At 56.1% G+C, this 22,099-nt stretch carries 21 protein-coding genes and 1 tRNA gene; 8 read left to right on the top strand and 14 right to left on the bottom strand.

Annotated elements, in window-relative coordinates:
- Window positions 1-307: integrase core domain-containing protein (locus BUA39_RS12375; protein ID WP_165610524.1), on the top strand; the 307-nt coding region annotated here is incomplete at its 5' end.
- Here BUA39_RS12375 and BUA39_RS12380 read toward each other — a convergent pair.
- The 4 genes from BUA39_RS12380 to BUA39_RS12400 form a co-directional block, all read right to left on the bottom strand.
- On the bottom strand, window positions 257-1,267 hold the full coding sequence (locus tag BUA39_RS12380) for an SIR2 family NAD-dependent protein deacylase (protein ID WP_084604966.1): 1,011 nt from the start codon (window positions 1,265-1,267) through the stop codon (window positions 257-259). The two genes, BUA39_RS12375 and BUA39_RS12380, sit on opposite strands and share 51 nt — an antisense overlap.
- Window positions 1,268-1,638: 371 nt before the next feature.
- Window positions 1,639-1,725 (bottom strand) — tRNA-Leu (locus tag BUA39_RS12390).
- An 83-nt stretch (window positions 1,726-1,808) separates the two neighbouring features.
- Complete coding sequence (locus BUA39_RS12395) at window positions 1,809-2,282, bottom strand: tetratricopeptide repeat protein (protein ID WP_242648594.1); 474 nt, start codon at window positions 2,280-2,282, stop codon at window positions 1,809-1,811.
- Between the two features lie 89 nt (window positions 2,283-2,371).
- Window positions 2,372-2,848 carry an Lrp/AsnC family transcriptional regulator gene (locus BUA39_RS12400; RefSeq protein WP_072793727.1) on the bottom strand — a complete coding sequence of 159 codons (477 nt, stop codon included), beginning with the start codon at window positions 2,846-2,848 and terminating at the stop codon, window positions 2,372-2,374.
- 120 nt (window positions 2,849-2,968) lie between these two features.
- Here BUA39_RS12400 and putA point away from each other — a divergent pair, with 120 nt between their 5' ends.
- Genes putA through BUA39_RS12415 form a run of 3 tightly spaced genes read left to right on the top strand, consistent with a single transcriptional unit; the run spans window position 2,969 to window position 7,556 of the window.
- Entirely contained in the window at window positions 2,969-6,388 is a 3,420-nt protein-coding gene (gene putA / locus BUA39_RS12405; RefSeq protein ID WP_072793539.1) for a bifunctional proline dehydrogenase/L-glutamate gamma-semialdehyde dehydrogenase PutA, read from the top strand.
- Between the two features lie 59 nt (window positions 6,389-6,447).
- The gene (locus BUA39_RS12410; protein ID WP_072793540.1) at window positions 6,448-7,194 is read left to right on the top strand and encodes a rhomboid family intramembrane serine protease; all 747 of its coding nucleotides are present in this window, start codon (window positions 6,448-6,450) and stop codon (window positions 7,192-7,194) included.
- Complete coding sequence (locus BUA39_RS12415; RefSeq protein WP_072793541.1) at window positions 7,191-7,556, top strand: GFA family protein; 366 nt, start codon at window positions 7,191-7,193, stop codon at window positions 7,554-7,556. The genes BUA39_RS12410 and BUA39_RS12415 overlap by 4 nt, the downstream gene beginning before the upstream one ends.
- A gap of 47 nt (window positions 7,557-7,603) precedes the next feature.
- Here BUA39_RS12415 and BUA39_RS12420 read toward each other — a convergent pair whose 3' ends face one another.
- Both BUA39_RS12420 and BUA39_RS12425 read right to left on the bottom strand, forming a co-directional pair.
- Complete coding sequence (locus BUA39_RS12420) at window positions 7,604-8,395, bottom strand: inositol monophosphatase family protein (RefSeq protein WP_072793728.1); 792 nt, start codon at window positions 8,393-8,395, stop codon at window positions 7,604-7,606.
- A gap of 104 nt (window positions 8,396-8,499) precedes the next feature.
- Window positions 8,500-9,405 carry a LysR family transcriptional regulator gene (locus BUA39_RS12425; RefSeq protein ID WP_072793729.1) on the bottom strand — a complete coding sequence of 302 codons (906 nt, stop codon included), beginning with the start codon at window positions 9,403-9,405 and terminating at the stop codon, window positions 8,500-8,502.
- A gap of 96 nt (window positions 9,406-9,501) precedes the next feature.
- On the opposite strand from BUA39_RS12425, the gene metF reads away from it, so the two are divergent.
- Window positions 9,502-10,368, top strand: coding sequence for a methylenetetrahydrofolate reductase [NAD(P)H] (gene metF, locus BUA39_RS12430; RefSeq protein ID WP_072793542.1), 867 nt, complete (start codon window positions 9,502-9,504; stop codon window positions 10,366-10,368).
- Between the two features lie 27 nt (window positions 10,369-10,395).
- On the opposite strand, the gene BUA39_RS12435 is transcribed toward metF, so the two are convergent.
- Both BUA39_RS12435 and BUA39_RS12440 read right to left on the bottom strand, forming a co-directional pair.
- Window positions 10,396-11,475, bottom strand: a complete 1,080-nt coding sequence (locus BUA39_RS12435) for a DUF2235 domain-containing protein (RefSeq protein WP_072793543.1) — start codon at window positions 11,473-11,475, stop codon at window positions 10,396-10,398.
- A 490-nt stretch (window positions 11,476-11,965) separates the two neighbouring features.
- Window positions 11,966-12,220, bottom strand: a complete 255-nt coding sequence (locus tag BUA39_RS12440; protein WP_242648595.1) for a DUF1127 domain-containing protein — start codon at window positions 12,218-12,220, stop codon at window positions 11,966-11,968.
- Between the two features lie 191 nt (window positions 12,221-12,411).
- Between BUA39_RS12440 and BUA39_RS12445 the strand changes: the two genes are divergently transcribed.
- Window positions 12,412-13,482: an Mrp/NBP35 family ATP-binding protein gene (locus tag BUA39_RS12445; protein WP_072793545.1), complete on the top strand. Its 1,071-nt coding sequence runs from the start codon at window positions 12,412-12,414 to the stop codon at window positions 13,480-13,482.
- Window positions 13,483-13,491: 9 nt separating this feature from the next.
- Here the strand turns inward: BUA39_RS12445 and BUA39_RS12450 are convergent, their stop codons facing one another.
- The 3 genes from BUA39_RS12450 to ctaD are packed head-to-tail and all read right to left on the bottom strand — an operon-like array spanning window position 13,492 to window position 16,526.
- Complete coding sequence (locus tag BUA39_RS12450) at window positions 13,492-14,259, bottom strand: hypothetical protein (protein ID WP_072793546.1); 768 nt, start codon at window positions 14,257-14,259, stop codon at window positions 13,492-13,494.
- A 7-nt stretch (window positions 14,260-14,266) separates the two neighbouring features.
- The gene (locus tag BUA39_RS12455; protein ID WP_242648596.1) at window positions 14,267-14,797 is read right to left on the bottom strand and encodes a DUF2244 domain-containing protein; all 531 of its coding nucleotides are present in this window, start codon (window positions 14,795-14,797) and stop codon (window positions 14,267-14,269) included.
- Between the two features lie 49 nt (window positions 14,798-14,846).
- Complete coding sequence (ctaD, locus tag BUA39_RS12460; protein ID WP_072793547.1) at window positions 14,847-16,526, bottom strand: cytochrome c oxidase subunit I; 1,680 nt, start codon at window positions 16,524-16,526, stop codon at window positions 14,847-14,849.
- Between the two features lie 324 nt (window positions 16,527-16,850).
- Here ctaD and BUA39_RS12465 point away from each other — a divergent pair, with 324 nt between their 5' ends.
- On the top strand, window positions 16,851-17,309 hold the full coding sequence (locus tag BUA39_RS12465) for an NUDIX hydrolase (RefSeq protein WP_072793548.1): 459 nt from the start codon (window positions 16,851-16,853) through the stop codon (window positions 17,307-17,309).
- A 108-nt stretch (window positions 17,310-17,417) separates the two neighbouring features.
- The gene (locus BUA39_RS12470; protein ID WP_072793549.1) at window positions 17,418-18,905 is read left to right on the top strand and encodes an inorganic phosphate transporter; all 1,488 of its coding nucleotides are present in this window, start codon (window positions 17,418-17,420) and stop codon (window positions 18,903-18,905) included.
- A gap of 46 nt (window positions 18,906-18,951) precedes the next feature.
- On the opposite strand, the gene BUA39_RS12475 is transcribed toward BUA39_RS12470, so the two are convergent.
- From BUA39_RS12475 to lipB, 3 genes are all read right to left on the bottom strand, one after another.
- On the bottom strand, window positions 18,952-20,553 hold the full coding sequence (locus BUA39_RS12475; protein ID WP_072793550.1) for a tetratricopeptide repeat-containing sulfotransferase family protein: 1,602 nt from the start codon (window positions 20,551-20,553) through the stop codon (window positions 18,952-18,954).
- 220 nt (window positions 20,554-20,773) lie between these two features.
- A complete protein-coding gene (locus tag BUA39_RS12480) occupies window positions 20,774-21,217 on the bottom strand; it encodes a c-type cytochrome (RefSeq protein WP_072793551.1) in 444 nt (147 codons plus the stop codon).
- A 103-nt stretch (window positions 21,218-21,320) separates the two neighbouring features.
- Entirely contained in the window at window positions 21,321-21,974 is a 654-nt protein-coding gene (gene lipB, locus BUA39_RS12485) for a lipoyl(octanoyl) transferase LipB (RefSeq protein ID WP_072793552.1), read from the bottom strand.
- Window positions 21,975-22,099 lie beyond the last annotated feature (125 nt).

The raw sequence follows: 22,099 nt of genomic DNA on the forward strand, positions 1-22,099 counted from the left end.
GCCGAAGGGCTGCATCCATCATACGGATCGCGGATCGCAATATTGTTCTCACGATTATCAGAAGATCTTGCGCCAAAATGGGTTCAAAGTGTCGATGTCAGGCAAGGGAAATTGTTACGACAATGCGGCAGTCGAGACTTTCTTCAAGACCATCAAAGCTGAACTGATCTGGCGGCGTTCATGGGAAACGAGGCGGCAGGCCGAAATGGCAATTTTCGAATACATTAACGGGTTCTATAACTCGCGCCGGCGGCACTCAGCATTGGGCTGGAAAAGCCCGGTCGCTTTCGAACGGAAAGTAGCCTAAACGAGCACATGGGGCGGCACAAAAACGCGACAGGTCCATTTTAAAACTTTGTCGCAAGATGTCAGAGCCAGCGTCATGAGTTCGGAAATGCTTTCGATAAGGCTCATCCGCCACGCCTTCAGGTGGGCTCAAACTTCGAAACAAAGAAGGTATTTGATGATCCAAAGCATCTAGAAATTCCCCGAAGGTTGCATCGATTACATCGACGCTCATAGAGGACCAAAGTTTCACGTCATGCTCATCACTGTCAGGCGACACAATATACCACCTTGGGCGGTGCCCAGCGTTGATCTCATAGACCAAAGAACGCAAGTGTGGATCGGCTAGTCCATATCCGACAAAAATTAAGGGCGATGATTGCGCCCAATCACGCAAACGCCCGAAAAGAAGTTTCCTGTTTGCGATGAACCGATGATAATGCTCATTGGACAACACCAGCGGAATGTCTGGATCAAGTCTATGATTCAAGCACCCGTGGAGCTTTAGTAATGCCAGTGGATTAGTCTGAGCCCTTAACCGGTCCTCAAAAGGTTCAGTGTCTTTTACAAAAGGCAAGCAGGTCTGCTTTCTCTCTTGGTTTTCCGCATAGCCGTGCTCGACTATCGTGTCGTAGTTCGTTGTCGCAAACCCTCGCCATCTAAAGTCTGCAAGTTTTTTGTGAGCGTTAGAAGGCGGGAAGCCTGATAGAAGATTGGAAATCTCTTCAAAGACTGCCGGTTGGCCAGCTCCATTGGCAATCGCCATTTCAGCAACTGTGGCTAAGTCGCGTTCTTCATCTCTTGTTCCCAAAAACTTCAATGCAAGATGATCTCGCATATGGTGTCCGTTGGGAGGCCTATTTCCTTTTTTGTCGGTGCATTCCATAGATGCACCAGCACCGAAAACGACTACCGCCCTTTGATCTTTTACAGCTTCAACGAGTACATGTGGCAACTCAAGTTTTTGGCCTGCTTTATTCATCAATCCACCAATTGGACCTATTACGGTCAGAAAGTAATTTAATAATCATCCGAAACGTAATGACCTTCGGACCGATATGAAGAAAACACAACCCCCAATGGGCTTGATATTGCAGATACTCAACCCGATTGACTGGCAACAAAAAAGTGCAGGATCCTAATGGGAATCCCTACGGCTATTGGTGCTTGAGTTAACTATAGGATATCTCGGTTATTCTGACGCGCGGTATTCGAACGCGCAGGTTTGTCCGTTTCGGGCCTAATTCGGGCCTGAAAGTCGGTTCTTGTCTCAGTGTTTTTGGATGGATGCGCACTGTTCACTAGTTAAACGTCGTAAGCGCATGCTTTAAAACGCAAAAACTATCTCAGCGTTGGTACCCTCGACCGGACTCGAACCGGTACGGCCTATACGGCCTAGAGATTTTAAGTCTCCTGTGTCTACCATTCCACCACGAGGGCCCATCGCACGGGCCAATCGGCCACAACGAGTGCGCGCGACAATAGCGTGGAATGGCGGGGTGTAAAGACCCAGTCGGAGCGGTTCAAAGCTCTTCTTCGAGATTGAGCAAATAGGCCCGTTCGGGCAGCCAGGGATTCAATGCCAATGCGGCACGCAGGTCGCGCTGCGCCTCAAAATCGCGGCCCAAAGCCATAAAGGTCATGGCCCGCCCCGAAAGCGCGCCCAGATGACGCGGCGACAATTCCAATGCGCGATCAAGGTCTGGCAAAGCGGCTTCAAACTCATACCTTAGAAAATTCACGAAAGCGCGCTGGTTGTAGCCCTCGGCATAATGCGGGCAATACGCCACCAGCCTGTCAAAATCCTTCATCGCGCCAAGGAAATTGTATTGGCTTCGGCGCTGCATCCCCCGGTCGAGAATTTCTTGCGCGGTAACATCTGGGGCGTCTGTCCAAAACTCCCAAAGCTTTTGGCCAAGCGTCAGCCCCGTGGTCTGATCATCAGCATTCTGAATATCAAGATAAAGCGCATCCAAAGCCGCGCTACGGTCTGCCACCGCGGGGCAGTCCGCCCAAACCGGCGACGCGAAACAAGCTATGAAAACAAGGGCGCGCATGCCCTAGCCTGCCATAGATCGTGATTATTTCAAGTCACATCCCCGAGACCGAATTCCTTGACAGCTTCCATCACCACAAAGGTCGAGGTGCTAGACACATGAGGCAAAGCCGAAATTTTCTCTCCCAAAACCGTGCGATAGGCGGACATATTTGTCGTGCGCACCTTCAGCAGGTAGTCAAAATTAGACGCCATCATATGCGCCTGCTCGACCTCGGGCATCTGCACAACCGCTTTATTGAAAGCTTTCAAAGCCGCCTCGCGCGTGTCGTCAAGTTTCACCTCGACAAAGGCCACATGGTCCAGCCCAAGCCGCACAGGGTCCAGCATCGCGCGATACCCCGCAATCACGCCCTCGGCCTCTAGTCGCCTCAACCGCGCTTGGGTCGGGCTTTTGGAAAGGCCAATCTCTTTGGCCAAATCGGTAATCGACATGCGCCCGTCCTTGGCCAAAGCGTCGAGAATCCGTCGATCATGTCGATCAAGTTCAATTTGGTCACTTTGCATCGGAAACACCCAAATAATAAGTCGATTAGGCAAGCATAATCCTGATCATCGGGAAAATCGACCTGAATGTTCGCGCTATACTAACCAGATACCCCGCCACCCTTTTGTTCGGAGCCACAAATGACCGCGCCGCGCCGTTTGATCGACACAACCACCTACACTGACGAAGCCACCCTTGTTGCACGCCTAAAATCAGACTCGCAGCTATCGATGGAAGATCGCGCGCGCATTTCAGCAGCGGCGGCAGACCTAGTGCGTCAGATCCGATCACAGACCCAACCGGGCCTGATGGAGGTTTTCCTCGCGGAGTATGGCCTATCTACCGACGAAGGCATTGCCTTGATGTGTTTGGCCGAAGCGCTGCTGCGCGTGCCGGATGCCGACACAATCGACGCGCTGATCGAAGACAAGATCGCGCCATCTGATTGGGGTAAACACCTCGGGCATTCTACGTCGTCCTTGGTCAACGCTTCGACTTGGGCGCTGATGCTGACAGGTAAGGTTCTGGACGAGGATCAGAAAGGCGTGATCGGCGCCCTGCGCGGGGCGGTGAAGCGGCTTGGTGAACCGGTTATCCGCACGGCGGTAGGCCGCGCCATGAAAGAAATGGGGCGTCAATTCGTTCTGGGAGAATCCATCACATCCGCGATGGATCGCGCAGCGGGGATGGAAAAAAAGGGCTACACCTATTCCTACGACATGCTGGGCGAAGCCGCGAAAACCGATGCGGACGCGATGCGCTATCACCTCAGCTATTCGCGTGCGATCACCGCTATCGCTGCCGCCTGTACGCATGACGACATTCGCAAAAATCCCGGTATCTCGGTCAAACTCTCTGCCCTGCATCCGCGGTATGAGGTCACCCAACGCGCCCGCGTCATGGACGAACTGGTGCCCCGCCTGCGCTCACTTGCACTGCTTGCAAAATCCGCACGCATGGGGCTGAACATCGATGCCGAGGAGGCAGACCGCCTGAGCATCTCTATGGATGTGATCGAGACGGTGCTGTCTGAACCGGCGCTGGAAGGCTGGGATGGTTTTGGCGTCGTGGTGCAGGCCTACGGCAAACGCGCCGGGGCGACATTGGACTACCTCTACGACCTCGCGACACGCCTTGACCGCAAGATCATGGTGCGCCTTGTGAAGGGGGCTTATTGGGACACGGAAATCAAACTGGCACAGGTCCAAGGGGTGGATGACTTCCCGGTCTTCACCAGCAAAGCGGCCACAGACATCAGCTATATGGCCAATGCCCGCAAACTGCTGGGCATGACCGACCGTATCTATCCGCAGTTCGCCACGCATAACGCTCATACCGTTGCTGCGATCTTGGATATGGCTGACGACCACGAAAGCTACGAGTTCCAGCGCCTGCACGGCATGGGGGAAAGCCTGCACAATATCGTCAAAACGCAAAACAACACGCGCTGTCGGATCTATGCACCTGTGGGTGCGCATCGCGACCTGCTGGCCTATCTTGTCCGCCGTCTGCTGGAAAACGGTGCGAACAGCTCCTTTGTGAACCAGATTGTCGACGAAGATGTCGCCCCTGAAGTAGTCGCACGTGATCCGTTTGAAACCCATGCAGAATTTACACCCTCTATCCCAAAGGCTTCCATGCTTTTCGCGCCAGAGCGTGTGAACTCTGCCGGGTTTGACCTGCACGATGTGCCAACACTCGAAAAAATTGACGCCGCCCGAGCGCCTTATCGGTCTGTGCAATGGCATGCGACCCCGCTGATCGCTGCAGAGGCCCCGAGCCTGAAACCGCATCCGGTCACCAACCCGTTCCTGCAGTCAGATGACCTGGGCACCGTTGCCCACGCCAGCCCAGAGTCGGTTGAAACTGCCCTGGCCCAAGCACGCCCATGGGACGCGACGCCCCAAGAACGCGGCGCTGTGCTGTCGAATGCGGCAGAGCTATATGAGGAAAACTTTGGCCTGTTCTTTGCCATCCTCGCCCGCGAAGCTGGCAAAACGCCAATGGATCAGGTTGCAGAACTGCGCGAAGCGGTAGACTTTCTGCGGTACTACGGGGCCAATGCCCCTACCGATCCGCCTGCAGGGGTCTTTTCTTGTATCAGCCCTTGGAACTTCCCGCTGGCGATTTTCACGGGCCAAATCGCAGCTGCCTTGGCGGCTGGCAATGCCGTCCTTGCGAAACCTGCGGACCAAACGCCCTTGATCGCTTTTGAGGCGGTGAAATTGCTGCACCAAGCGGGTGTTCCTCGCACCGCGCTGCAATTGCTGCCCGGGTCCGGGGCCACTGTTGGTGCGGCCATTACCTCTGATCCGCGCGTGAATGGCGTATGTTTCACTGGGTCGACCGCGACCGCCATGCGCATCCGCAAAGCCATGGCCGAAAACCTTCAGCCAGGCGCGCCGCTGATTGCGGAAACCGGCGGGTTGAACGCCATGATCGTGGATTCCACCGCCCTGCCCGAACAGGCCGTGACTGCCATCGTTGAAAGCGCCTTCCAATCAGCGGGCCAACGATGTTCTGCGCTGCGTTGCCTTTATGTGCAAGAAGACATTGCCGACAGCCTGTTGGCGATGCTGAAAGGCGCAGTGAAAGAATTGCGGTTGGGTGATCCATGGAACTACAGCACGGATTCTGGCCCCGTCATTGATGCAAAAGCGCAAGCCGACATCGCGGACCATATCGCGGCGGCCCAGAAAGACGGGCGTGTCCTGTTCCAAATGAATACGCCGCAAACCGGTACGTTCATTGCACCAACGATCATCAAAGTCGACAGCATCAAAGACCTGACCAAAGAAATCTTCGGCCCGGTTCTACACGTGGCGACCTTTAAATCCAGCGAACTTGATCAGGTAATCGATGCCATCAACGCGACGGGCTATGGGCTGACATTCGGCCTGCAGACCCGGATTGATGACCGGGTGCAGCATGTGTCAGACCGCATTCAGGCGGGCAATATCTATGTGAACCGCAACCAGATTGGGGCCATCGTTGGCAGCCAACCCTTTGGCGGCGAAGGTCTTTCTGGCACAGGCCCAAAAGCGGGCGGCCCGCACTATCTGTCACGCTTCCGCAAAGTCGAAAACATCCTGAGCGATCAGGTGTTTACCCAAAACGAGGATGCCAAAACCGTGCAGCGCGCCATTGACAACGCCCCGGCAGGTGCGCCTACCCAGACCGTTACCCTGCCCGGCCCAACCGGGGAATCCAACCGCCTGTCGACATCTTCGCGCGCGCCAGTTCTTTGCCTTGGCCCTGGTAACGCAGCGGCAGAGGAACAGGCCGCAGCTATCAAGAAGCTTGGTGGGCGGGCAGTCGCAGTTGGTGGGTTTGTCACCCCAGATGACGTGCAAAAACTGCAAGGTTTTTCAGGTGTCCTCTGGTGGGGCGACGTAGAAACCGGGCGCGCCTATGAACAGGCGCTGTCAGAACGCAACGGGCCAATCATTCCGCTCATCACTGGCCAGCCCGATGTCACCCGTGCGCGCGCCGAACACCACGTCTGCGTGGACACAACCGCCTCTGGCGGCAACGCGGCCCTGCTGGGCGGAGCCGCCTAAATCCTTGAAAAACCTCGGGGCGTCTTGACGCCCCGAACATTCCCCGGCAGCGTGCGCGCATGTTTCCAATCCGCGATCACAACCCCTCGGGCCGCACGCCTTTTGTCACATATGCGCTGATCGCGTTGAACGTGGTGATCTACCTCTACAGCTGGCCGCTCGAAGACACCCCGCGCCAACTCGCGGCCTTTTATTCCGACTACGCGCTATTCCCGGCCCGCATTGCCAACGGGTTCCATTACGAGGGGCTGTTCACCTCGATGTTCCTGCATGGCGGCTTCATGCACCTGATCGGCAATATGCTGTTTCTCTGGATTTTTGGCGACAACCTCGAAGACGAAATGGGCCACATCCGTTTCCTGCTGTTCTATCTGGTCGGCGGGATTGCAGCAGGTCTGACGCAGGTTTTCTCGGAACCTGCCAGCATGGTTCCAACCATCGGAGCCTCTGGTGCGGTGGCGGCTGTGATGGGCGGCTACCTTTTGCTTTACCCAAAGGCGCGCGTCGACATCTTGCTGATTTTTATCATTATTTTCAAAGCCATCACCGTGCCAGCCTGGCTGGTTCTGGGGATTTGGTTCGGCCTTCAGTTCTTTAACGGCATCACCGTCGATACATCCGCAGGTGGCGTCGCCTATTGGGCGCATGCAGGCGGCTTCATCGCCGGCGTCGTGCTGACGCTGCCCCTGTGGGCCAAACGCGGTGGGGCACGGTTCTGGCGTGTGACAGATGGCCACCCGCCCCATCCAGATGCGAAGTATGGGTTTGCCCGTTCCAATGTCCCCAAAGTGAGGCGCAGAAAATGACCCATCTTTTGACCTGTCATTGTGGCGCTGTGGAAATCGAAGTGACGCTTTCAGAAGGATTGGAGACCGCCCGTCGATGCGATTGTTCATATTGTCGCCGAAGGGGAGCAGTGGCCGTCAGCGCGCCATTGGATGGCATCAAGATTCTAAAAGGCGCAGAGAACCTGAGCCTTTATCAATGGGGCACAAAAACCGCGAAGCATTACTTCTGTAAGACCTGTGGAATTTACACGCACCACCAAAGGCGCAGCAATCCGAACCAATATGGCGTCAATGTCGCCTGCCTAGAGGGCATCAATCCGCGCGATTTAGGCGACATCCCTTGGGTGGACGGCGTCAATCACCCCAGCGATCGAGAATAAAAAAGGGCGCTGGAAAGCGCCCTCGTTTCGAAGCCTTTCACAGCGCCTTATGCGCCGCGGATCACCTTGGCAAACTGATCCCAGATCGGTTCGTTCGCAGCGATCACATTGCCCGTTTCAATCACATTGTCACCATCGGCCATCCCGCTTACAAAACCGCCGGCTTCTTTCACGATAATGATGCCCGCAGCCACATCCCAAGCTTTCAAGTTGCGCTCCCAATAGCCTTCGTAGCGGCCCGCCGCCACATAGGCCAAATCAAGCGCAGCAGAGCCCCAGCGACGCACGCCTGCACAAGTTGGCATGATGCGTGCAAGGTCCTGCAAAGTCTCTGGAAGATCACGACGACCGCCAAAAGGCACACCCGTTGCAAAGATCGATTCAATCATCCGGTTGCGGGCAGAAACACGCAAACGTTGACTATCGTTCAACCATGCGCCCGCGCCTTTTTCAGCATAGAACATTTCGTCCTTTGCAGGGTCATAGACCACACCAGAAACGATCTCGCCCTTGTGCTCAAGCGCGATGGAAACGGCCCAGTGTGGCAGGCCGTGTAGGAAGTTGGTGGTGCCATCCAGCGGGTCAACAATCCAGCGGCGGGTTGGGTCTTTGCCCTCTTCTTCGCCACCTTCTTCGGCCAGCCAGCCATAGGTCGGGCGCGCACCCATCAATTCTTCTTTCAGGATCGCTTCTGCGGCAATATCCGCCTTGCTCACAAAGTCGCCCGCGCCCTTAGTAGACACCTGCAGGTTTTCCACCTCGCGGAAGTCTTTCACCAGAGACCGCCCCGCTTTGCGCGCGGCTTTCATCATAATGTTCAGATTGGCGCTGCCCTGCATCATCCGGCTCCTTTGACGTCAGAGTGGGCGGATACACCCAGACGCCCCATTTGCCAAGGGCATATGGGCATCGCGTCGGTGTTTTTTGGGGCGATGCGACTGCGTCAAACGCTTTGTAAGCGCCGCGCCTCGGTTCCTGCGAGGCGGATCAAATCCTGCATAAAGGGTTTGGCCAGATCGTCGCTGCGCGTCGCGGCAAACAGCCCGCGAGAGAGACCGTCCTTGGTCAAGGGGCGCGTCACGTAATCAGAACTATATTTCACCTCGCGCACCACCCAATCGGGCAGCACCGCAACGCCCCGGTTTGAGGCAACAAGCAACAAGATAACCGCCGTCAATTCCGCTTGCCGCACCCGTTCCGGTTCCACCTTGGCAGGCGTCAATAGCTGGCTGAAAATATCAAGACGTGACCGTTCAACCGGATAGGTGATCAGAGTCTCACCCCGAAAATCCTCGGCATCGACCCAGTCTTTCTGTGCCAAAGGGTGGCTGCTTGAGGCAACAAAGACCGGTTTATAATCAAAGAGGTGCGTAAATTCCACGCCCGGCATATCCTCTGGGTCAGAGGACACAACCAGATCGACCTCTTCCTTTTGCAAGGCGGGCATCGCGTCAAAGGCCAGACCTGGGCGAATATCAACATCCACGTCGGGCCATTTCTTGCGGAATTGTTCCAGAACTGGGAACAGCCATTCAAAACACGCATGGCATTCGATCGCGATATGCAAGCGGCCCGAATTTCCTGACCGAAGCCCGGAAAATTCATCTTCCAGCGCTTCAACCTCGGGCAGGATGCGTTCCGCAAGGCGCAGCAGGCGCATCCCTGCGGCAGACAATTTCATTGGCTTAGAGCGGCGCACAAACAGTTCTACGCCTGCCTGATCCTCCAACCCTTTGATTTGATGAGACAAAGCAGACTGCGTAATATTCAACTGATCTGCCGCACGCGCCAGGCCGCCGCATTCATAGATGGCCTTGACTGTCCGCAGGTGGCGGAACTCGATGTGCATCTTCATATCAAACTCATATTGTTATTGAGTATTATGAAGTTTTCTCACACCTAAACCCGTGCCACAAGGGGACATCACAAAATACGGACGAGAAAAATGACCGCACCGAATATCTCTTTTGAGTTCTTCCCACCAAAGAACCTAGAGGCCTCTTTCCGCCTCTGGGACACTGTGCAGGTCCTCGCTCCGATGCAACCGCGGTTTGTCTCTGTGACCTATGGTGCCGGTGGCACCACCCGCGAATTGACACGCGACGCGGTGGCCACACTGCACAAATCCAGCGGCCTGAATGTTGCGGCGCACCTGACCTGCGTGAACGCCACCAAGGCCGAAACGCTGAAAATCGCGGATGACTTCGCTGCGGCAGGCGTCAGCGACATTGTCGCCCTGCGCGGCGATCCACCGAAAGGCAGTGGCCGCTTTGAAGCCCACCCAGAGGGGTTTGCGAATTCCATCGAATTGATCGAAGCGCTGGCAGACACTGGAAAATTCAACATCCGTGTGGGCGCCTATCCCGAAGCGCACCCCGATGCCGCCGATCAGGCCGCCAATATCAATTGGCTCAAAGCCAAGTTCGAGGCCGGCGCATCCGAGGCGCTAACCCAGTTCTTCTTTGAACCAGAGACCTTCCTGCGATTCCGCGATGCTTGCGTCAAAGCTGGCATCGACAAACCGATCATTCCGGGCATCCAGCCAATTGAAAACTGGAAGGGAATTCGCAACTTCGCAACCCGCTGTGGTGCGACGTTCCCAACTTGGCTGCAGGATGCTTTTGAAAAGGCCGAACGTGACGGTCGCGAAGAACTGCTGGCAACCGCGCTGTGCACCGAACTTTGTGACAAGCTGCGCTCTGAAGGCGTTGACAGATTCCACTTCTACACGCTGAACCGCCCAGAGCTGACACGCGATGTCTGCCATGCGCTGGGTGTGGTGCAAAATGCAAAACTTGAAAAGGTCGCGTGATCAGCGCTGCGGACTATAAAAGTCGGGCTAGTGCCCTTTCAATCGCCTCAACAAAGGAGCCACCCGTGGCTCCTTTTTTTCCATGAAACGCTGCGCGGTTTCGTGAATGGCCTCTGAAGGGTCTCGTCCAATCTCACGCTTCTTGCGCAGCAGAAACATCTTACCCCACCCGGTCCAGGTCCCCACCGAGGGCGCAGTTGCATCCTGCGGGAACCGCGCCTGCCACCCCTGCGGCAAAGGCAATCCAAGTGCTTCGGATTTTTCCAACATCCAGACCAGCGGGATATTTGCCAATGGTCGGCTTTCTTCCTCGCCAAGCAGCTGCCCGCCGACATCGGCATGTGACCCGTGGAACCACATTTGCTCGACCCGGCCCGTGAAACCCTCTGGCTCATCCCAAAGCACAGGCTCATAAACCAACCGATTTTCATCAATCGCCAGGGCATGATAGCCGTGCCGCACCGAGTTTCCCAGTTGGTGGTTGTGAAAGGCGTGTTTCTCTTCCGTCAAACGCCACAACAACGGCAAGCGCAGGCCAAGTGCCTTGACCGTGTCCCAAACGCCGATCATCTCGATCTCTGCGGCGTCATGGCAAAAGAGTTTGGAAAATTCGCGCGCTGCGTCGCTGTCAGGTGCGCATTCATAATGACGATATGCCATTTGCACATTGCGTTCCGTCGCATGTTTGGCCTGCAACAGCCCGACCCGGTCAATCACCCCCGCCAGCGACCGGACTGCAAAGGCCCCGCGAGAATAGCCAAAGAGGAAAATCTTATCGCCGGGCCGATAGCGCGAGGCCAAGAACCCATAGGCGCGCCTGATTTGACGGTTGATCCCCCGCCCCATCATCACGTCGGGCGCATGTTTCCACTTTTTGAATTGCACACCTGCCTCGTAATAAAGCGAAATCGGTGGTACCGCCTCTTTGAGCAATTGAAACGTCTGCCCGGCATTGGTCTGCATGCCAGCAGCCAAAGAAGACATCGTCCCGTCGAGGATCACCACGTGGATCTGCGGCTCTCGCCTGATGGCAAGCCCTTGCTGCGGTTCTGACACCTTGCGGCGGAACAGCGTTCGCAGCTTCAATGTCCAACGTGGCAGTCTCATCCTTTCCTCTCAATGCGCGTGTTTCTCTCACTATAACATAAGCATCGTTTACGCCCGGTTCACGACAACAAGACGCAACTTCGTGTGACGAATATTACAGCCTCTGCCGCCCAGCATGCCAAAGGATCGCGACCTTTTCAGGACTGCGGTGTGCCGAAATACGTGCGTTTTTCAGATTGCCCTGCCCCAGAAAACAGAAACGGCGGCGCCAGGGAGGAGGAGGGGCACCGCCGTTCTAGTAAGCGTCCGGCCAGGGAGGAGGAGAGGCCTTTCGCATCCGTTGGGTCGCTTGACCCGATATTAGGTCCGGTGGGCTCAGGGAGGAGGAGGAGCGCCACCGGTCTTGCAACAAGAGCCTAGGGAGGAGGACGGCTCTTGTATGTCTGGGCCATGTGGCCCGGTATAACTGCGGCGACTTCAGGGAGGAGGAGGAAGTCGCCGCTATCTTCGAAGGGCCAGGGAGGAGGAGAGGCCCGTCGAATTCAAATTTCTATGCGCCGTACACCGCTTCATGTGCGATGGACCGGCTGGACGATGGGTGAATTCCCAAATCCGCCAGGTCGTGGCGAGACAGTTGACTCAGTTCATCAACGGTTTGGCGGTACAGGCGGTACTGTTTGAACTGTGCCCAAGCCTTTGCAAGAAAGGATGCTTCCGAGCGTTGTGCCGAAACATGAAAGCCAGTGAGTTGTGCCGCGTTTGCCATCGTCTTTTTCCGTACGTCGTCTTGTGTTGTGTCATTCATATAAAAATTTGCTGCAGGTGCACAACGCCTAGCCGCGCAATGCTGCTATGCAGAAACCGAATAGCGCTAACAGATGATGATTATTTCGGCAGCGCGGGTGGCAAAATGTGTAATCCACAGTCACAATATAACAAATTATGGGTTGCACCCGCCCGACTGACCGGCAGAGTGGCGCGCAAAGGAGACCCGAAATGGCCGTGACCGAACAAGAAATCAAATCAGCATTGGAATCCCTTGGTTTGCCCGATGGTGGAAACCTGATCAGCCGGGACATGATTCGTGCACTTTCGGTTGACGCCGGCACGGTGCGTTTCGTGATCGAGGCCCCCTCCCCCGAACTGGCGCGCCGCATGGAAGGATTGCGTCAAGCGGCCGAACAAGTGGTTGGGCAAGTACCGGGCGTCACGACAGTTCAAGCCGCGTTGACGGCCCATGGCCCTGCAGAACAAAAAGCACCACCGAGCCTTAAGGTGGGCGGCCATCCAAAGCCGCAAAATGGGCCGATGAAAATTGCAGGTGTAAAACGCATTATCGCGATTGGCTCGGGCAAAGGAGGCGTCGGGAAATCCACAGTTTCCAGCAATTTGGCGGTGGCTCTGGCAAAACAAGGCCGCAAGGTTGGGCTATTAGATGCCGACATCTATGGCCCGTCGCAGCCGCGCATGATGGGCATCCAAAAACGCCCCTCGTCGCCCGACGGGAAAACGATCATTCCACTGCAATCTCATGGCGTTACGCTGATGTCGATTGGCTTTATGCTCGACCCTGACAAAGCGGTGGTCTGGCGCGGGCCAATGCTGATGGGTGCTCTGCAGCAGATGCTTGGACAGGTGCAATGGGGCGAACTTGATATTCTGCTCGTCGATTTGCCACCCGGCACAGGCGATGTGCAGCTGACCCTTTGTCAAAAAACCGAACTCAGCGGCGCGATTCTGGTGTCCACGCCACAAGACGTAGCCCTTTTGGATGCGCGCAAGGCGCTGGATATGTTTGGTTCCCTGAAAACCCCGGTGCTTGGCATGATTGAAAACATGTCCACGCACATCTGTTCCAACTGCGGGCACGAGGAACACATCTTTGGCCACGGCGGCGTTGCGGCAGAGGCCGAGAAACTCGGCGTCCCCTTGCTCGGAGCGCTGCCCATTGACCTTGAGACCCGCCTTGCAGGCGACGCAGGGACACCGATCGCGGCTGGCACCGGCCCAATGGCAGAGGCCTATGGCCGAATTGCCGAGGGTCTGATCAAAGGCGGCTTGGCTTAAAGCAGGCCTTCACGCAGGTGCTGGCGGTTCCACTTGCCCAGCTTCGGCACGGGCTTGAATATAAACTCGGTGGCGCATGATATCATGCGGCACCGCAATCAACTGTCCGATCCGTGGCGGGATCGTGGACTGTTTCAACAACGCCTCATGTTCCTTCAGGGTCAGCCATTGATCAAAGGCACATGGTGTGAAATGCCCGTTCATCCCGTCAATAAAGACCGGCAGCTTTAGATCACCCGCTTCCAACGTAAAGAAATGCATCTCGGGCGCATCGACCAGCGCCTGCAGCGCTTCACACCGCGCCATGCCGTCCGGCACAAAGCGACTGCAATTGCGCCCCAGCACCGTGATGAAACCCGAAATCGACGCACCCTGCGTTGTCACCTGCACCGGGATCATACACACGCGCCGACGCCGGATCAGACCAAGCAGGATTTTGGATAGGTAATACAACCCAACCAAGGTGCTGAAGACGAGAACGGCCAGTGTCAACAAACTGAGGATGCGCACCAACAGAGGCAAGTCAGTGCCAAAAATGTCCATAAAGCGAAATGGTATCGAATGCGCCAGCGGGTCTGCTTGCGCAAACGTCGGGCTGCAAATTGCCATGCCGACCAAAGGCGCACCTAACAATCCTGCGCCTGCTATCCCTTTGCGGCACTGCTTCATCACTGTGCACGACATGTGGTTTGTGGTGTTGATATCCGTCACACCTTCAAGTTCTACCTGAACATGTAATCCGTCAACCTTTTTCGCCTTTGTCCTGCGGCGCGTCATACACGCCCTACCCCCGCGGGGGGGCAGCGATCTCTGATTGTAGGTATTCTGTCAGTTCTTCAAAGAGCATTTGTCGCTCTTCCTCAGCCAGGAAACGTCCGATCTCCACGGTACGCCCATTGCCTGTGAGCGTCACATAATAGTCGACCGGCCCACCGGATTTATGCAGTTCCACCCGCACCCAATAGATATTGCACGACCATTCGATCGCAGCCGCGCGCGCTGGCTGGTGAATCAGGGTCAGGGTGTCTCCCTTTCGCGTGAGCAACTCAAACACTTGCCGGTCCCGATACGAGCGGCGCAGCGCAATCCATAGCGCGGCAACCGCAGCTATCAAAAAGGGCAACATCCACCACAAAAGCGCCGTGCCAAGCACAGACATCAAAGGCAGCGCCAACATCAGCGACGTGATCCCAATCATCAAGGCAAACCCCTTGGGTGACAGAGAGTTGTACGCTCTTAGACGCAGCACCTCTGGTCCCTGTGGCGTGTCTGTCCAGTGATAGGGCATCAGGCGATCTTCTATCCGCTTCAACAAAAAAGGCCCCGGATCAACCGGGGCCTCGCTTTGACTTCCTAGAGAGGGATTAGTGCGCGTGGCCTTTGTCCCAGTCTTCCTGCTTTGGCAGGATTTCGAAGGTGTGCTCTGGTGGTGGGCACGGCAGTGTCCATTCCAGAGTATCCGCGTATTCGTTCCAGTAGTTGTTCTCTGTCACGCGCGGGCCCTTGCGTACCGCGTAGATCATGATGCCGAAGAACAAGATGAAAGACGCAAAGGAAATGAACGCACCGTAGGAGCTGATCTTGTTCCAATATGCGAAGGCTTCTGGGTAGTCGATGTAACGACGTGGCATGCCCTGACGACCCAAGAAGTGCTGTGGGAAGAAGGTCAGATTTGCGCCGATAAAGAACAGCCAGAAGTGCACTTTTGCTGCTGTCTCTGGGTAGTGACGGCCAGACATCTTACCGAAGTAGAAATAGATGCCCGCAAAGATCGCAAAGACCGCACCCAAGCTCATCACGTAGTGGAAGTGTGCCACAACATAGTAGGTGTCGTGATACGCGCGGTCCACGCCCGCTTGGGACAGAACGATGCCGGTCACGCCACCTGCAGTGAAGAGGAACAGGAAACCGAAGGCAAAGAGCATAGGCGCTTTGAATTCGATCGAGCCGCCCCACATGGTCGCGATCCAAGAGAAGATCTTAACCCCGGTCGGAACCGCAATAACCATCGTGGCCATCATAAAGTAGGACTGCTGTGTCAGCGACATCCCAACCGTGTACATGTGGTGTGCCCACACAACAAAGCCCAGTGCACCAATCGCGATGATCGCCCAGACCATTGGCAGGTAGCCAAAGACTGGCTTACGCGCAAAGGTCGCGATGACGTGGCTGATGATACCAAAGCCCGGCAGGATCACGATGTACACTTCCGGGTGTCCGAAGAACCACAGGATGTGCTGATACAGGATCGGGTCACCGCCGCCAGCAGGATCAAAGAAGGTCGTGCCAAAGTTACGGTCGGTCAACAGCATGGTGATTGCACCGGCCAGAACTGGCAGCGCCAGAAGGATGAGCCATGCGGTCACAAAGATCGACCAAGAGAACAGCGGCACCTTGAACAGGGTCATGCCGGGGGCACGCATGTTCAGGAAGGTGGTGATCATGTTGATCGCGCCAAGGATCGAAGAGGCACCAGAAACGTGTACCGCAAAGATCGCAAGGTCCATGGACAGACCCGCTTCTGTGGTTGAAAGCGGTGGGTACAGAACCCAGCCCACACCAGAACCAAGCTGGCCGTTGCCACCCGGAGAGAACATAGAAGCCACACCCAAAGACGTACCCGCAACATAAAGCCAGAAGCTTAGGTTGTTCATACGTGGGAAGGCCATGTCCGGCGCGCCGATCTGCAGCGGCATGAAGTAGTTACCAAAGCCACCGAAAAGCGCTGGGATAACAACGAAGAACATCATCAATACACCGTGGTAGGTGATGAAAACGTTCCAAAGGTGGCCGTTTGGCGTACAGCCTTCGGTGGTTGCACCGAAGCTCAGGAAGCGGCTGCCTTCCTGACACATGTATTGAACGCCCGGCTCCATAAGCTCCAGACGCATGCCGACAGTCAGTGCCACGGCAATAAAGCCGACAACTGCGGATACGATGAGGTAAAGGATACCGATGTCTTTGTGGTTCGTGGACATGAACCAGCGCGTAAAGAAGCTACGGTCGTCCTCGTGTTCGTGGCCCTGAATGGCTGCGTCTGCCATGCCTCGCCTCCTATTGAAGTGCATGTTTGGCGCAAGAGTCACCTCTCACGCCCGGATTCCTCGCACGTTTTAGTGTGCAACGCCCCGCGCGGCAATGACCGTCTTTGACGCAGATCAAGAAAAAACGTCGCGGGTGCTTGATGTAGACCAATCATTTCAACGCAGCGGCGGCGTCTCGGGTCTCAGAATGCACAAATTGCTCCAATAATGAGACTAATTTGCAATCCTGACGTGTATGTAGTAGTTTCGGTTCAAAGCGAGACGACACAGGTCGCAAAAAGCGAGACGACACAGGTCGCAAAAAGAACGAAGCGCAGGCACCAAATGCAAAATCCATTGAAACTCGTTTGGGGAGAATTTCTGTCCCCCCTCCTAAGGCGTCCCGGTCGGCTACAGGTCGCTGCGCTATGCTATCGCAATGGCAAGCGTGGACGCGAGGTGCTTGTCATAACCAGCCGCGACACCGGTCGCTGGATCATCCCCAAAGGCTGGCCCATGCGCGGCAAAGAAAGCAATGAGGCGGCCCTGCAAGAGGCCTGGGAAGAAGCAGGCGTTCGCACTGGTCGTGCGCCAACGAAAGCCCTTGGTCACTTCCATTATGATAAACGTGAGTCCGGTGGATGGTCGCAGCCCGTTAAGGCTTTGGTCTATCCGGTCGAGGTCAAAGAGCTCGCCGATAAATTTCCTGAGGTGACAGAGCGCAAACGCAAATGGGTCAGCCCGGATGAGGCCGCAAATCTGGTGGCCGAGCCCGAACTTAAGAAATTGCTGCAAGAATTCTAAGACGCGGCCACCTCGGAACCGTCATAAAACTGTTACAAAACTGTTGCGTTTGACCTGAGGCCCGCCTAATCCGTCTGAAATCCAATTGGGACAGGGACGGAGCAACCAATGGCTGGCAACAACAACGCAGATCCTCGGCACCTAGAGACACTGGACCGTGATCTGGGACGGCTTTCCAATCTTGAACAAGCAACATCCTTCGCGGCGCGCCCTATCGTTGGCGGCGGCATCGCGTTGGTATTCATCGCGCTGGCTGGTCTGGCCGCTGCTCTGTTCTTTGGCCAATCCAGCAACACCTTGCTTGTGACTGTGGCGGCAGCTTTTGGGGCCTATATGGCGCTAAACATCGGGGCAAACGATGTTGCCAACAACATGGGTCCTGCCGTGGGCGCCAAGGCGCTTTCTATGGGCGGCGCAATCCTCATCGCGGCGATCTTTGAAAGCGCGGGGGCGCTTTTGGCAGGTGGCGACGTTGTGAAAACTATCGCCAAAGGCATCATTGATCCACAAAGCCTTGGCACAACCGAGGTTTTCATCTGGGCCATGATGGCGGCGCTTCTCGCCTCGGCCCTGTGGGTCAACCTCGCCACTTGGGTTGGCGCACCTGTGTCCACCACACACTCTGTTGTGGGGGGCGTCATGGGCGCGGGCATCGCCGCCGCAGGATTTGGCGCTGTCAGCTGGGGCACGATGAGCACAATCGCAGCAAGCTGGGTGATTTCACCAGTTCTGGGCGGTCTGATCGCTGCAGGGTTTCTTTGGTTCATCAAGGTTAAGATTGTTTATCAGGACGACAAAATCGCCGCCGCACGCAAATGGGTTCCGGTGCTTGTCGGCATTATGGCCGGCGCTTTTGCATCCTATCTGGCCATCAAAGGCCTGAAGAAGATCATCAAGATCGACCTGCAAACCGCGCTGATGATTGGAGTCGCGGCAGGGCTGATCATCTGGGCTGCGACCATCCCGCTAATCAAGAAACAGTCCGAAGGGCTGGAGAACCGCAACAAATCGCTGAAAGTGCTGTTTGGCATTCCGCTGGTTGTCTCTGCCGCGCTACTCAGCTTTGCCCATGGGGCGAATGATGTCGCCAATGCGGTGGGTCCTCTAGCGGCCATTGTGCAGGCATCGGGCAGCGGCGATTTCTTGGCGGCCGTCAGCATTCCTTTTTGGGTGATGATTATCGGGGCCTTTGGGATTTCCTTTGGTCTATTCCTGTTCGGACCAAAACTGATCAAGATGGTCGGCGACCAGATCACCAAGCTGAACCCAATGCGCGCCTATTGTGTGGCGCTGTCAGCCGCCATCACCGTGATCATTGCAAGCTGGCTGGGGCTGCCGGTCAGTTCAACGCACATTGCAGTCGGCGGGGTCTTTGGTGTCGGCTTCTTCCGCGAATGGTATACAGAGCGCCGCATCAAACAGGCGCGCATGGCCATGCCGACCCGCAAGCAATACTCGCGCGAGGAGCGCCGCCGCCGCAAATTGGTGCGCCGGTCCCACTTCCTGACCATTGCTGCGGCATGGGTCATCACCGTGCCAGCGACGGCAACAATTTCGGGACTTCTGTTCCTGTTGTTGAATAGCTTCAGCAGCTGATCAAACAAGACATCACTGGGCACCTTCGGGTACCCATTTTTTTGGCCTAAATCAACCCTGCGGTCGTCAGCGCCTTGAGCATCGGTGCCAGTTCCGCCTCATAGACCCTCCAGCCTTGGTCGCTGTCCTTGTAGACCGGCTGCGTCACCTGCACGGCACTGGCCGTGCGCACATGGTTTGTGGCTTTCTCTGGGGTCAGCCAATCCTCGGACCATGTCAGCCTGGTTGCCTCTGCTAAGGCTTTGGTGGACGCTATGGGTTCATTCACCAAAGCGCCATAGCCCAGATCAAACACCCGATCCCCGCAGACTTTGTTCCAATGCTGCATCAGGTCGCGGTGGTAGATCATAAAGCGCGCGATATCGTCAAAGCTGTTCACAAACCCCTGCGCCCTGCCCTTGAACACCTGCCGATAGAGCGACCATGCAACCGCACGCGGGTCACGACTCATATGCACAATGCGCGCCTCAGGCAGCGCGGCGGCAATAAAGCCAATCCAACGGAAATTCAGCGGCATCTTGTCCACCATCACCGGTCGACCATCCGAAAGACTGTCAAACTCACTTAGAAGAAGGTCCCGTAGCGCTTGGATGTCCTGAGCACTCAACTGCGCCTGACCCTTTGCTTGCAGGGTCTGCATCTGCTGAATGACAGCCGCCCGCAGGATATTCAGTTCTCCGCAAGCCTGAACATTTGCATCCCGCGCCAAAATGCGTTCGGTCAGGGTGGTGCCTGTCCGTGGCAGCCCCGTCACGAAAATGAAACGCGTATCAGGCTCGGTGCCGGATTCAGGTATTGGCTCTGGGAACAGGCTTTTGGCATAAGCGCCTGCAATCGCTTCGGATCTGAAATCATAAGGCGTGGTCTTGGCCAGCAAAGCGTTCCCCTGCTGCAAATGGGAAAACGCCGCAGCGTGGTCCTTGCATTTGTGCAGCAAGTCAAACAGCGCAAACTGCACATAGGCACTGCGGGGATTGTCCTTACCTAGCTTGGCAATGGCTTGGCGCATTTGGGCAATCAGCGGGTCCGACGCGTCGACCTTGCGCTTAACAACCGAGATATGCCGCAACAGACCGACATCCATGGGGTCGACCTGCAACCCTGCCTCAAAATGTTGTTCTGCCGTCTCAAGCTCGCCTTGCGATTGCGCAACCGCGCCAAGCAGCCGGTAGATAATTGTATCATCCGGCGTCAACACGCGCGCCTTCTCCAAGACCTGCACGGCTTCATCAGGGCGGTTCAATTCGTGCAGCGCCTGCCCACGCAAGATCAGCGCGCGTGGCAAATCAGCGGAAATCGCAAGGATGTCATCACACACCTTAAGCGCCTCAACTGCTTGGTCATCTTCCAGCAAACACTTGGCCAAAGCACAAGCGACCTGCGGATGCGTCGGGGCCAAATAAAAGGCTGCCCGCAAGTGGGTGATCGCGGCTGGCCAATCGTCTTGCTGTTCTGCGACCTGTGCCCGTTGAAACAACCCTTCGGTCGCGACGACACGCATTTCAGCAAGGGCCTTTGCCGCCTTCTTATTCTTCGGGAAGCGTTCCAGCACGGCCTGATTCAATGTGACCGCCGTCAGCCAATCCTGCTTCTTGGCGGCCTGCCGCGCCTGCGTCAGCGACTTTTCAACGGAAAGAGATGCAGCCATCTGGTCCTCAAGGCGGAAATCATCGGTTGCCTCACCTTACGCCACGCACCCTGCCCGGCAACCAATGAGCGCCCCATTCCGCAGCGAATGCGGGCACGGGGCAAACTTCTTTAACCAATTGTTAGTTTTCAACGCCGCGTTAAGCGAACGCGGCAAAAGAAAACCCCGCTTGGTAGTCCGCAGCGGGGTAATTTTATTCAAATCCGTAAATCAGCGCCGATTATTGCGTGACAGCTTCTTCTTCGGTTTCTTCAACCTCAACCATCGGTGACACGCTTGCCAAATAAGCCGCGACATCTTCGCCGCCCTTTTTGAGCTTAAATGTCATCTTGGTTTTCCCATCGGTCCCCTGCTCTTTCAGGAACCCCTTGGGATCAGCAACAAAGGCCGCCAATAGCGCCTCGTCCCAGACAAGACCTGCTTCGCCTGCTTCAGTCATCGCCTTGGAATACTTGAAATCGCCAGCCCCGGCAGCGCGGCCAACCACGCCATATAGGTTTGGCCCTGTGCGGCCACCTTTCGCCAGAACTTCGCCTTCAGGCGTGGTGATCGTGTGGCAGGATTTGCATTTACCAAAGGCCTTTTCGCCTGCGGCAACATCGCCTTCCGCCTGCGCGGCAGTTGCCAGCATCAAGGCGGCGGTCGTCAACATGATACGTTTCATCGTATCCCTCACTTTAGCTAGCGCGTTCGTTGCACAACCTAATGTTTGCAGTCTGATCTGCAATGGACAAATCAGCGCGGCCCGGCGGGTAGGCAGAAACTTGTTAGCCGGCCTGAAACATCTCTTCAAAAGTGCTGCGTAGGGCGACGTCCAGATCATCCATCGTCACCGGCAGCCCCAGATCAACCAAAGACGTCACGCCAAATTCAGTGATCCCGCAGGGCACAATCCCGGTGAAGTGATCCAAATCCGGCTCCACATTGATCGAAATACCATGAAAACTGACCCATTTGCGCAGCCGAATACCGATGGCCGCGATTTTGTCCTCGGCCTTTTGACCGGTCACGGTCAACGGCTTGTCGTCCCGCTCGACCCAGACGCCCACCCGGCCACAGCGGATTTCGCCTTTGACATTGAACTGATCCAGCGTCGCAATAACCCATTTCTCAAGTTGCTCAACAAATCCCCGCACGTCCTTGCCGCGCTTCGCGACATCAAGCATCACATAGATGACCCGCTGGCCGGGACCATGATAGGTATACTGCCCACCGCGTTTGCTGGTGTAGACCGTAAAGCGATCCGGGTCCGTCAGGTCCTCGACCTTAGCCGACGTGCCTGCTGTGTAAAGCGGCGGATGTTCGACCAACCAGATGCACTCATCTGCGTCACCCGCGCGGATCGCCTCGGCACGGGCCTCCATGAAATCCACCGCCTCTTGATAGTCGGTCAGACCGGATGAGATTTTCCATTCCACCATGGCAACTCCTAAGCCCTGCGGCCCTTGTTTCAACTGGCATATAGGTGTGGAGCGCAGGCATTTCACGTCTCTGATCACAGGTCAACAGGCGGCGGTTCAATCCGTTGGACGCGCGCCACTGACCA

The sequence above is a fragment of the Cognatishimia maritima genome, from assembly GCF_900129685.1.
Classification (GTDB): Bacteria; Pseudomonadota; Alphaproteobacteria; order Rhodobacterales; family Rhodobacteraceae; genus Cognatishimia; species Cognatishimia maritima.